Below are 12329 nucleotides of genomic sequence, written 5' to 3' on the forward strand. Positions count from 1 at the left end.
GCCACCAGGTTTTCATCGCGTTCAAGATCGAGCGCCGCCCGCGCGGCGCATCGCGAGCAAGCTCGCTCCTACAATTGGTTGCAACCACCCAAACACCTATAAATCCCCATCCGCCGTCATCCCCCCAATTCCCCAAAAACCGGGTAATCCCCGGGCCCCTTTCCCCAGTTCCCTTCACAACCCCCCACCTATCCCCTTGAAAACCAACAACTAAAAACTCTGGCGCGGGCTTTGCAAAACGGCTTGTAAACGTCCCGACCGAGGCGCGCCACGATGATCACTGTCAAAGGCACTCTGTTGCCCTCTCTGTTGTCCCTGGCCCTGGCTGTATTGGCCATCCCGTTGTCCGCCCAGGCAGCGATCCGCTGCGAGCGAACGCTGGTGGCGAATGTCGTCGCGCTGGATCAGCCGCTGATGTTCAACCGCCTCGGCGCGCAGAACGCCAATGGCATGATGTTCGCCCTGCGCCGTGATGTGGTGGATGAGCACGATGTGCCGCTGAGCAAGGGCGGGGCGGCGGTGCCGGGCAAGGTGTCGCTGCGCCCGGACAAGCGTCCGCGGCCGATCGTGTTACGGGTCGCGGCGGGGGACTGCCTGACGGTCAATCTGCACAACCTGCTGGCCTACCAGGCCAATCCGAACAAGGACCTGACCGACGCCGAGCACGATCCGATCGTCGATGATCAGGTCAGTGACCGCCATGTCGGTTTCCAGGTCAACGGCCTGCAGGCGGTCAACGGTATCCAGGACATCGCCGCCTTCACCGGGCGCAATGGCAACTTTCTGGTGGCACCGGGCAATAGCCGTTCCTACACCCTTTACGCCGAGCGCGAAGGCGCTTTCGCCGCGACCAGCAAGGGCGCGACCTTCGGCGGTGAGGGCGCCGCGGGCAACGTCGCCAACGGTCTGTTCGGCCAGGTGATCGTGCTGCCCAAGGGCGGGCGCAGTTACCGCAATACCCTCACCGAGGAAGAAATGCGCATGGCCACCACCGGCCGCGCGCCGACCGGCCAGCCGGTGGTGGACTACGAGGCGCGCTATCCGCAGCGTGAGCCGTGGATCAGCGAGGGCAAGGCCGGCGCGCCGATTGTGGCGATGGTCGATGGCAGCGAGATCGTTTCCAGCGAAGCTGACGCCGTGGTCATGGGCCCCAACACCGATGGCAGTTTCCCGGCCTCGACCTACCCGCTGGAAAGCCTCGGCAAGCGCAACCCGGCGCTGCCCAACCGGCTGGAGGCGTTTCGCGATTTTTCCTCGATCTTCACCGATGAAGCCGCCGCGACCCAGGCCTTCCCCGGCTATTGGTCGGACCCGGTGATGGGCCATGTGCTGGAGCCGGCGCGGGACTCGTTCATGATCAACTACGGTTCCGGCGGCATGGGCGCCGAGGTGGTGGCCAACCGTCTTGGCGTGGGGCCGATGCACGACTGCCTGTCGTGCGCCTACGAGGAATTCTTCCTCAGTTCGCACACCGTCGGTGACGTGGCGATGCTGGTGGACGTGCCGGCCAACGTCGGCCTCGAGAACATCCGCCCCGGTGAAGTCCCGGACCCACGCGACACCGGGGTCAAGGCGACCATGGCGCTCTATCCCTCGGAGCCGGCCAACGTCAACCACAGCTACATCGGCGACTTCATCAAGTTCCGCAACAGCCACAACGGGCACGAGCAGCACATCTTCCACCTGCACGGGCACCAGTGGCTGTTCAACCCCAATGACGACAACTCCGATTATGTCGACGCCCAAGGCATCGGCCCGGGCATCGGCTACACCTACGAAATCGCCAACGGCGGCTCGGGCAACCGCAACCGCGTCGCCGGCGACGCCATCTATCACTGCCATTTCTATCCGCACTTCGCCCAGGGCATGTGGAGCATGTGGCGGGTCCACGATGTGTTCGAGGAAGGCACGCGCCTGGACGTCTCGGCGCAGGGCAGCGATGGCTATCACACCACGCCGTGGGCCTTGCGCAGCGGCAAGCCGGCCGCGGGCGCGCGGGCTTTGCCCGATGGCGAGATCGTCGCCGGCACGCCGATTCCCGCCGTGGTGCCGCTGCCGGGCAAGGCCATGGCGCCGATGCCGGGCAAGGTCGCGGTGATCCCGAAAATGGCCGCGGAGCTGGTCGCCCGTCATGACGACGACGAGCCTGAAGACGAGGACGATGACGACGATTCGGCCCACGATGGCGAACTGCGCGCCATCGGCTCGGTGGTCCTGGTCGATCGCGGCGAGGCCAACCGCAACGCCGACGGCAGCCTGAAAAACCCCGGCTATCCGTTCTGGATCGGCGGCATGGAAAGCACCGTCGGCCAGCGGCCGCCGACCCCGCCGCTGGACATGCTCGACACCGACAAGGCGCGCAGCCTGCGCGACAGCGGCAACAGCCTGTGGGCCAACCTCGATCCGGCCCAGTCCGCCGGCTGGGACGGCGGCTTGCCACGGCATGCGCTGGACGGCGTGGCCGCGGGCGGTGAAGCCCATGCCACCACCACGGCGCTGGATTTCTCCAAGGAAATCACCCGGGCCAAGGCGGTGTTCATGCCGGAGGAGGGCACCGATGTCGAACAGGCGGCGATGCGCTTCCACTCCAAACCCGAGCACCCCAGCTACGCCCTGTTGCCGGGCCGCCAGGTGGTGGCCAAGGCCTTCCGCACCAACGGCGCCTTGCCGGTGGCCGGCGCGCCGTACTACGAACCGTGCATGGACGACCGCGCCAAGCGCCTGACCCAGGCCTCGCCACTGGGCGAATACCACAGCGGCGAGCGCCTGGACGGCATGAGCTTCACCGGTTCGTCGCCGTTCACCGCCGACCGCCCACGTATCTACAAGGGCGCCAACATCCAGTTCGACGCCGTGTACAACAAGGTCGGCTACCACTTCCCGCAGGCGCGCATCATCGCCCTGTGGGAAGACGCCTGGCCGGTGATCACCAAGCAGCGTCCGCCGGAGCCGCTGGTGATGCGCATGAACACCTTCGACTGCGTGATGTACCAGCACACCAACCTCATCCCGGCGTTCTACGAGATGGATGACTATCAGGTGCGCACGCCAACCGATGTGATCGGCCAGCACATCCACCTGCCCAAGTGGGACCTCACCGCCGCCGACGGCTCGGCCAACGGCTGGAACTACGAGGACGGCATTCTCTCGCCCGGCACCGTGGTCGAGCGCATCCACGCCATTCGCGCGTTCAACCAGTGCCAGAGCAGCGACCCGCGCGACGGCAGCGCCGAATGCCCGAAAGCCAAGGCGCACCCGTTCTTCGGCCGCTATGGCCGGGCCGACTGGCTGGGCGCGCGCACGCAGATGCAACGCTGGTTCACCGACCCGGTGATCAACGTGCACAACGTCGACCGTGGCCTGGGCACCATCTTCACCCACGACCACCTCGGCCCATCGACCCACCAGCAACTGGGCCTGTACGCCACCGTGCTGGCCGAACCGGCCAACTCCACCTGGTTCCATGCCGAAACCGGCGAGGCGCTGTACAACACGGCGCAACGCGAGGACGGCGGGCCGACCTCGTGGCAGGCGGTGATCGCCACCGGCGACCTCGACAACGACGGGCGCAACGACAGCTACCGCGAGTTCTTCCTGGAATACAGCGACTTCCAGCATGCCTACGAGGCGGGCGTCTATGTCGGCGCCGGGCCCAACGGTATTCCCAACGCCCAGGCCTATCCGGCCAGTGCCGACAGCTTCCGCTACGCAATCAACCCGCCGGTGCGGCAGAAAGCCTCGAACCTGCTGGAGTCGGTGGTGGAATCCCGTGGCGGCCTGACGCCGGGCTGCCCGAGCCGGCCGTGCCCGCAGGCGATCTCCGTGGATGACCCGGGCATGTTCGTCGTCAACTACCGCAACGAGCCGCTGGCCCTGCGCGTGTTCGACCCGAACAAGGTCGCCCCGGACGGCAAGCGCGGCATGCAAGCCGACGGCCTGGCCGGCGACCTCGCCTTCGCCATGCAAACCCGTACCGACCGTGCGATTCCGGCGATGAACCTGTCGCCCGCAGCCATCACCCAGGCGGTCGGCCCAACGGGCGGCACCACGCAGTTCCCGCCGCACATCAACAAGGCCGGTGCCGAGCCGGGCGACCCGTTCACGCCGATGCTGCGCACCTATTCCGGTGACAACGTGCGCCTGCGCATGCACGCCGGCGGCCATGAGGAGGAACACAACGTGACCCTGCACGGCGTCAAGTGGCTGCAAAGCGGCTCGGGCTTCGGCAGCAGTTCCAACTCGGGCTGGAAGGCCTCGCAGATGGTCGGTATTTCCGAGCAACTGGGCTTTATGGCGCCGGTGTCGATGGTCTCCAGTTCGGCGGCGCCCAACGGTGACTACCTGTATTCCCTGGACGCTTCGCTGGAGGGTTACTGGAACGGCATCTGGGGCGTGATGCGCAACTACAGCAACAGCCGCAGCGACCTGTTCGCCCTGCCGAACAACCCGCAGCCGCTGGCCGCGCGCAACACCGTGGCGTTCGACGGCATCTGCCCGCGCTACACCGCCAATACCAACGGCATCGGCACCCGGCCGACGGTCACCCGCAGCTATGAGATCGTCGCGGCGCTGGCCAACGACATCCTCGGCAACCCGCAGGCGGTCAGCATCACCGACCCGGCCGGCGCTGCCCAGCATGTCGGCGGGCCGCTCAAGGCCAATGGCGGCACGCTGACCTACAACACCCGCGCCACGGCGATTCCGCAGGTCAGCGTGATGGACCCGGAAGACGGCGAGGTCTTCACCATCGGTGGCCATGCCGGGCCGCTGCATGACCCGACCGCCGTGCTCTATGTGCGCAAGGCCGACCTCGACGCCAGCACCGGCAAGCTCAAGCCCGGCGTGCCGATCGAGCCACTGGTGCTGCGCGCCACCGCCGGCGAATGCATCAAGGTGACCCTGGAAAACCGCCTGCCGCTGGTGATGCCGGACCTCGCCAGCACCGCCTCGATGCAGAACGTGGTCAAGCGCGACCGCAACGGCAGCGAAGGCTCCACGGCGTTCAACAACAACCTGATGCGGCCGTCCAGCCATGTCGGTTTCCACGCCCAGTTGCTGGCCTACGACATCACCAAGTCGGACGGCGTCAACGTCGGCCAGAACCCGGTGCAGACCGTACCGCCACGGGCCGGCAACAGCGGCGCCTGGCCGAACAAGGTCTATCAGTACTACGCCGGTCACCTGGAGCGTGAAGGCAAGCCGGTGTCGCAACTGGGCCGCGCGGTGGACAACATCAACACCACGCCGATCGAGTTCGGTGGCCTCAACATCACCCCGGCGGACGTGATCAAGCAGGGTCAGAAAGGCCTGGTCGGCGCCATGAGCATCCTGCCGCTCAACGCCACCTGGACCGAAGACAGCGCCAGCCGTGCCTCGGCCACCGTGCAGGTCAGCGGGCAGGCCGCCTACCGTGATTTCGCCACGGTCTGGCAGCGCGCCCTGAACATGCGCTGGGCCGATGGCCGGCCGGTGGAAGGCATCAACACCGAAGGTAACGGCGTGCCGGGCGATCCGAAGGACAACTCCGGCATGGCCATCAACTACAAGAGCGAGCCGCTGTGGTTCCGCTTCGGCCTGGCCCCGGACGCGCCGTTCGGCCACGCCGATGGCAGCGGCTGGGCCGACGTCGGCAACGCCCACATGGCCTACGCCAACCTGCTGGTCGGCGGCGATCCACAGACCCCGGTGCTGTGGGCCAAGCCCGGCCAGCCGTTCCGCACCCATGTGCTGATGCCGACCGGCGGCAGCCGCGGCATCACCTACCAGCTCGACGGACACCTGTGGCCGTTGCACGCCCTGCAGCCGGAGAAAGCCGACACCGGCGGCTACCCGATGGGCCTGCCGGGGATCGGCTCGGTGCGCTTCGCCTACAACCCGATGGCGATGTACATCGGCGCCCAGGAAAGCGTGTTGCCGGCGGCGCATTTCAGCTTCATGCACCCCAGCGCCGGCGGCGGCAACGCCATCCCGGGTGACTACCTGTTCCGCGACTACGCCGCCTACGGCAATGCCTCGGGACTTTGGGGAATCCTTCGGGTCACCAACGAAACCCCGCCCGCCACGGCACCGGCGCAGTAATCAGGGAGCAGGCGCATGAACAAGAAGAACAAACCGCTGTACCTGGGGCTGATGGCCGGCGTGCTGCTGATGGGCATCGGCGTCGCCTACGAAAGCCTGTGGTGCGACCCGCGCGCGCCACTGGCGGTCGGCCCCGACCTGGGCGCCAGCCGCCTGAGCCGCGATGGCGTCACCGTGGAGTTCGAGGCCACGCCGCTGGGCGGCAACGGCGGCCTGACCGAAGGCACTTACGCCAGCATCCGCTTCAAGGTCACCGACCAGAACTCCGGGCAGCCGCTGTCCGGGGTGTCGCCGGGGGCCTGGATCGACCCGGCACTGAGCGGCGACGCCGCCAGGGACCGTGACAAAAGCTGCAAGGCGCGGGTCGCGCTGTTTCTCAAAAGCAGCATCGGCGCCCGGCCGCTGATGGACCTCAACAGTTACTTCCTGCTGGTGCTGAACAAGGACGCCAGCCTCACCGTGATCGACCCGTCGGTCTCGGTCGGCGGGATCACCAGCACCCTGGCGCGCATCGGCCTGAGCGACACGCCGATGGACTGGGTGGCCAGCAGCGACGACAAGCAGGTCTACGTGTCGCTGCCGGCGGCGGGCAAGGTGGCGCTGATCGACACCGCCACCTTCCAGCACGTCGAAGACCTGCCCGCCGGGCAGCAACCGGTGCGGGTGGCGCTGCAACCCGACCAGCGCCTGTTGTGGGTCGGCAACAACGCCGGTGACGAGGCCCACAGCGGCGTCAGCGTGATCGACACGCAGAAGCGCGCGCTGCTCAAATTCATCCCCACCGGCAAGGGCCACCATGAAATCGCCTTCAGCCACGACTCGCGCTACGCCTTCGTCAGCAACCGCGACAGCGGCACCCTGAGCGTGATCGACAGCAGCGACCTGAGCCTGCTGAAAACCCTCAAGGTCGGCCCGCATCCACTGTCGGTGGCGTATTCCGCGCTGTCCCAGGCGGTGTACGTGGCGGACGGCCGCGACGGCAGCATCAGCGTGATCGACGCCCGCAGCCACGGCCTGCGCAGCCGCATCCAGGCGCAACCGGGGCTGGGGCCGATGCGCTTCAGCCGCGACGGGCGTTACGGCATCGTCCTCAACACCCTGGAAAACCGCGCCGTGGTCATCGATGCCGGCAGCGACCGCCTGCTGCACAACCTCGACGTCGCCGCCGAGCCGTACCAAGTGACGTTCACCCAGGCCTACGCCTACGTGCGCGGCCTGGCGTCGCCGAAAGTGACCATGATCAACCTGTCGAGCCTGGGCGAGGGGCGCACGCCGATCACCCAGGGTTTCGACGCCGGTCCGGCCGCGCCACGCCAGGCCGGCGACCTGCCGCTGGCCCAGGGCCTGGCGGTGGCCCGCGATGAGAACTCGGTGTTCGTGGTCAACCCGGTAGACAACACCACCTATTTCTACGCCGAGGGCATGAACGCGCCGATGTCCGGCTACGCCAACCGCGGTGCCAACGCCCGCGCCGCGCTGGTCATCGACCGCAGCCTGCGCGAGGTGGCACCGGGGGTCTACAGCTCGACGGTGAAGCTGCCGGCGGCGGGGGATTTCGACGTCGCCTTCCTGCTCAACCAACCGCAGATCATCCATTGCTTCAGCACCGCGGTCGCCGCGGCGCCGGACGCCGCCCACCGCCGCACGCCACGGGTGGAGTTCCTTATGGATCGCCCGGTGGTGCGGCAGGGCAGCCCGTTCGTGGCGCGCTTCCGCCTGCTCGAAGGCAGCGGCGAACCGCGCGAGGGCGTGCGCGACCTGTCGCTGCGCTACTTCCTCGCGCCGTCGTCGCGGGCCCGCAGCAGCGAGGTGGAGGAAGTCGGCGAGGGCGTTTACCAGGCCGCGCTGCAGTTGAGCGAGGCCGGCGCCTGGTACTTGCATGTGCAGGCGCCGTCCCTGGGCGATGCCTTCGCCGAAAAAAACTACACCAGCCTGCGGGTGCTGCCCGCCAAGGCGCAATGACCCCAGCACGAGGAACGCGCGATGAAATCCGTCAAAGCCCGCAGTGTCCTGGCCCTGTGCCTGTTGGCCGGCGCCATCTCCACGGTTCACGCCCACGGCGGCGTCGATCATTCCGCCCATGACGCCCCCGCGGCCCATCAGGAAAAGACCCAGGTGCGTTTCGCCGATGTCGCCCTGCTGGACCAGGACGGCATGCCGGTGCGCCTGGAAAAAGACCTGGTCGGCGACCGCATTACCGTTATCGGTTTTATCTACACCCGCTGCACCACGGTGTGCCCGGTGGTCTCGTCGATCATGGGCAAGGTCCAGCAGCGCCTCGGTGGGCGGGTCGGCGAGGAGGTGCAGTTGGTGTCGCTGAGCGTCGATCCGCAGCACGACGACCCGAAACGCCTGAACGACTACGCCCGCGCCTTCCAGCACGGGCCGGGCTGGCGCTGGCTGACCGGCACGCCTTACGCGGTGACCGAAACCCTCAAGGGCCTGGGCAGCTTCAGCGCCGACCTGAGCAACCACCCGCCGCTGATTCTCGTGGGCGATGGCCGCACCGGTCACTGGACGCGGTTCTACGGTTTCACCGACCCGGACAAGCTGGTCGGCGAAGTCGATCGCCTCAGCGCCCGCCGGGTCCATGCCCGCCACACCGCGATTGCCCAGGAGCACAGCCATGAGTGAAGTCAGCCTGCGTCGCCCCGGCATGAAGCCCCTCGACTGGCTGGTGCTCGGCGCCTGCCTGTGGATTTTCGCCAGCGTCGCCATGGCCCACGACGGCCATGCCAAGCCAGCGCCCGCTGAACCGGCAGCCGCCGCGCCGCCGCCAGTCGCGGGCGGTACCCGCGATGCCCAGGCGTATTTCACCGACACCGAGCTGCTGGACCAGAACGGCCGGCGCCTGCGTTTCTACAGCGACGTGTTGAAAGACAAGGTGGTGCTGCTCAACGTCATCTTCACCCACTGCAACGACGCCTGCCCGCTGATCACCCGCAAGCTGCGCGAGGTCCGCGAGGCGCTGGGCGACAAGGCCGCCGAGGTGACCTTCATTTCCATCAGCAGCGACCCGGCCAACGATACTCCCGAGGTGCTCAAGCGCTTCGCCGGGCAGCAGGGCGTGGACGGGCCGAACTGGCTGTTCCTCACGGGCGCCCAGGCCGATATCGACCGGGTGCTGGGGCGCCTCGGGCACATCTTGCCCAGCCCCGAACAGCATTCCACCCAGTTGATCGCCGGCGACGTGGCCGGCAAGCGCTGGAGCAAGATCCGCCCGGACGCGCCGCCGGCGGCCATCGCCCAGCGCCTGCAATTGATGACCTTGCCGTTGGCCGGGCGCTGAATCATGAAGCGCCTGTGCGCCACGCTGCTGCTGGCCGCGCTGAGCGTCGGCCAGGCCGCGCTCGCCCTCGACCTGAACGAGCAGGAAACCGCGGGCCAGCGCCTGTACCGCGAAGGGGTGGCGGCCGCCGATGGGCAGGTCACCGCGTTGGTCGGCGCGGCGGACATGCAGGTCCCGGCCAGCGTGGTGCCCTGCGCCAACTGCCATGGCCGCGATGGCCGTGGCCGCCCCGAAGGCGGGGTGCGCCCGCCCGAGCTGAGCTGGCAGCGGCTGGTGCTGGCGGGCGGTGAACGTCAGGTCAATGGCCGCCGCTACCCGGCCTACAGCGATGCCAGCCTGGCCCGGGCCATTCAGGAAGGCCGCGACCCGGCGGGCAACCGCCTGGACCCGGCCATGCCGCGTTTTTCCCTGTCCATGGCCGACCAGCGCAACCTCACCGCGTACCTCAAGCGCCTGGCCGAGGATCACGATCCCGGCGTCGAAGAGCAGTTTCTGCGCCTCGGCACGCTATTGCCCGCCGAGGGCGAGTTGGCGGAGGCGGCGCGGGTGGTGCGGGCGATCGTCGCCGGGCGCATCGAGGCGATCAATGCCAGCGGCGGCATCCATGGCCGCGCCTTGCAGTTGTCGGTGATCGACCCCGGCCCCGACCGGGCCAGCGCCGAGGCGGCCTTGACCCGCTTGCTCGACGAAGAGCAGGTGTTCGCCTTGGTCATGCCGCTGGCGCCGGCGCTGGACGACACCCTCGCCGCGCGCCTGGAGCAGGCCGGGGTGCCGCTGATCGGCGTCCGGGCCGAGGAAAATGACAGCCGGCAGATCTTCGATCCGCTGCCGGGGTTGCACGAGCAACTGCTGAGCCTGGCCGACTACGCCGCGGCGTCCCTCGACCTGCGCCAGCGCCCGGCGCGGATTCTCTATAGCGATCCGGCCTACGCCGCGCTGGGCCGCTTGCTGCTGGCGGACCTGCAACAACGCGGCTGGACGCAACTGCAACTGCAGCCGTTCGAAGGCCAGGCGGTGGCGGGCGAGGCGGTGTTTTTCCTCGGCCTGGCGCCGGCCTTCAGCGAATTGACCGCCGCGCTCCAGGCCGCGGGCCGCACGCCGTACCTGTTCGCCGCGTCCAGCCAGGTCGCCGGCGAGCTGATGCAGGTGCCGGAGCAGTGGTCGCGGCGGGTGTTCCTGGCCTATCCCTTCGTGCCCGGCGACTGGAGCCCGGCCGGTCGCGCGGCGCTCAACGACCTGCGCCGTCGCCAGGGGCTGGACGGCCGGCAGGCGCTGCTGCAGGTCGGCGCCTGGTGCTCGATGGTGCTGCTGGAAGAGGGCCTCAAGCGCGCCGGCCGCGATGCCAGCCGCGACAAGCTGGTCAACGCCCTGGAAAGCCTGCACGACATCGACACCGGCCTGACCCCGCCGCTGGGGTTCGGCCCCGGCCGGCGCCAGGGCCTGGCGGGCGCGCATGTGGTCACCCTGTCGATGCCCGGGCCGCTGTTCTACCCGGTGGCGCCTTATACCCGTCCGGCCGATCGGCCATGAGAGGTGTGCGATGAAGATATTCCTGTTGATCCTGGTGCTGATCGCCGCGGCCCAGGCGTTCCTGCTCAAGGCCGAGGAGGGCGGCGACGCGGCGGTGCGGGTCAACGGCGTGGGCATCAGCGCGTTGCGCGTGGAGCGCTATTTCGCCGAGTACCTGGAAGACCAGGGCCGCGCCCTCACCAGCATCCGCAGCCCGAGCCTGTACCAGCGCCTGCGCGAACAGGCGCTGGAGCAGTTGATCGCCAAGGAGCTGCTCTGGCAGGAAGCGCGCCGGCGTGGCATCGAGGTTGACGAAGCGGCCGTGCACGCGCGGCTCGAAGAGCTGCGCCGGGCCTTCCCCGACAGCGCCGGTTTCACCCGCGCCCTGGCCGATGCCGGCTTCGATGAGGCTTCGTTCGCCGACTACACTCGTCATGAGATCGCCGCGCAGCAGGTGTATTCACTGCTTGGCCAGGTCTCGCCGCCCACGGATGAAGAGGTGTTGGCGTTCCATCGGGAGCGCCGACAAACCGCGGCAAATGGCTCGAACCAACAGGACGAAAGCCCGGTCGAACGAGAGCAGGGACTCGCAGTGACCCACAACCTCCTCTTCGAACGACAACAGGCGCAGGCTCGCCAGGCGGCGTTGCAGCGTCTGCGGGCCGAGGCCCGGATCGAGCGGGCCGATACCCGGTGAGGCGGTTCCCCAGTGTTGGGGGAAGTCCAGGGGCAAAGTGCCATGCTGTCCCCGGGGTTGGGGGCAGCGGCCTTGGAGTGAAAGGGCAAAAGCAACAGAATCAACGGGTTAACCCCGTCATAAATCGCCGTCCGGGTCTGGCATGAAGCGTGCGTAAGCCTCTGCAAGGCCGCACTCAGCCGGATCGGGAAACCGCACCAGCATGTTCTTGGAGTCGACCTTGGTGAAGACAGTTCTGGTAGTCGATGACGAACAGACGCTTGCGCAGAATCTCCAGGCTTACCTGGAAGCACAGGGTCTGAGCGTCCATGTTGCCCACGACGGAGCAAGTGCCATCGGCCTGGCCGAGCGCATCGAGCCCGACGTGACCGTGCTGGATTATCGTTTGCCCGATATGGAGGGATTTCAGGTTCTGGAGGCCGTGCGTTCGCACAGGGACTGCCACTTCGTGTTGATCACCGCGCACCCGACCGCTGAGGTCCGTGAGCGCGCTGCCCGGCTCGGCGTCAGTCACATCCTGTTCAAGCCCTTTCCCTTGGCGGAACTGGCGCGCGCTGTCTTCGACCTGATGGGTATCGCGCGTACGTCCAGAGCCGGGAGCAACACGGACACGGGTTTCGTCGAACGCCGCCGGAGCGCAAACGAGAGTTTCCCCTTGCAGTTGTATGACGGCACCTGGGTTATGGCGGATAGACGACGCAACGGCGCGACACCGCCCCCACCCGACGACGATCAACTGCTCACCGGGGAGTAGGC

Annotated in this window: 7 protein-coding genes; all 7 read left to right on the top strand. The window is 67.8% G+C overall.

Annotation, left to right across the window (positions count from 1 at the left end; translation table 11 throughout):
• Positions 1-273 precede the first annotated feature (273 nt).
• The 7 genes from mnxG (at position 274) to NTD88_RS03445 (ending at position 12327) form a co-directional block, all read left to right on the top strand.
• Complete coding sequence (gene mnxG / locus NTD88_RS03415) at positions 274-6078, top strand: manganese-oxidizing multicopper oxidase MnxG (RefSeq protein ID WP_262153638.1); 5805 nt, start codon at positions 274-276, stop codon at positions 6076-6078.
• Between the two features lie 15 nt (positions 6079-6093).
• The gene (locus NTD88_RS03420; protein WP_262153639.1) at positions 6094-8040 is read left to right on the top strand and encodes a YncE family protein; all 1947 of its coding nucleotides are present in this window, start codon (positions 6094-6096) and stop codon (positions 8038-8040) included.
• 21 nt (positions 8041-8061) lie between these two features.
• The gene (locus NTD88_RS03425; protein WP_262131136.1) at positions 8062-8712 is read left to right on the top strand and encodes an SCO family protein; all 651 of its coding nucleotides are present in this window, start codon (positions 8062-8064) and stop codon (positions 8710-8712) included.
• On the top strand, positions 8705-9367 hold the full coding sequence (locus NTD88_RS03430; RefSeq protein WP_095155194.1) for an SCO family protein: 663 nt from the start codon (positions 8705-8707) through the stop codon (positions 9365-9367). Before NTD88_RS03425 ends, NTD88_RS03430 begins: the two co-directional genes overlap by 8 nt.
• A 3-nt stretch (positions 9368-9370) precedes the next feature.
• Positions 9371-10897 (top strand): ABC transporter substrate-binding protein, encoded by a 1527-nt coding sequence (locus tag NTD88_RS03435; protein WP_262153640.1) that lies wholly within the window; start codon positions 9371-9373, stop codon positions 10895-10897.
• 10 nt (positions 10898-10907) lie between these two features.
• Positions 10908-11573, top strand: coding sequence for a SurA N-terminal domain-containing protein (locus tag NTD88_RS03440; protein WP_095155192.1), 666 nt, complete (start codon positions 10908-10910; stop codon positions 11571-11573).
• A gap of 220 nt (positions 11574-11793) precedes the next feature.
• Positions 11794-12327: a response regulator gene (locus tag NTD88_RS03445; RefSeq protein ID WP_262153681.1), complete on the top strand. Its 534-nt coding sequence runs from the start codon at positions 11794-11796 to the stop codon at positions 12325-12327.
• The last annotated feature ends 2 nt before the right edge of the window (positions 12328-12329 follow it).

This window comes from Pseudomonas sp. 20P_3.2_Bac5, from assembly GCF_025466035.1.
Lineage (GTDB): Bacteria > Pseudomonadota > Gammaproteobacteria > Pseudomonadales > Pseudomonadaceae > Aquipseudomonas.

Bases quoted from the DNA above. Each gene is read 5' to 3' on its own strand.
- mnxG (WP_262153638.1), top strand. From the start codon at position 274: ATGATCACTGTCAAAGGCACTCTGTTGCCCTCTCTGTTGTCCCTGGCC.
- NTD88_RS03420 (WP_262153639.1), top strand. From the start codon at position 6,094: ATGAACAAGAAGAACAAACCGCTGTACCTGGGGCTGATGGCCGGCGTG.
- NTD88_RS03425 (WP_262131136.1), top strand. From the start codon at position 8,062: ATGAAATCCGTCAAAGCCCGCAGTGTCCTGGCCCTGTGCCTGTTGGCC.
- NTD88_RS03430 (WP_095155194.1), top strand. From the start codon at position 8,705: ATGAGTGAAGTCAGCCTGCGTCGCCCCGGCATGAAGCCCCTCGACTGG.
- NTD88_RS03435 (WP_262153640.1), top strand. From the start codon at position 9,371: ATGAAGCGCCTGTGCGCCACGCTGCTGCTGGCCGCGCTGAGCGTCGGC.
- NTD88_RS03440 (WP_095155192.1), top strand. From the start codon at position 10,908: ATGAAGATATTCCTGTTGATCCTGGTGCTGATCGCCGCGGCCCAGGCG.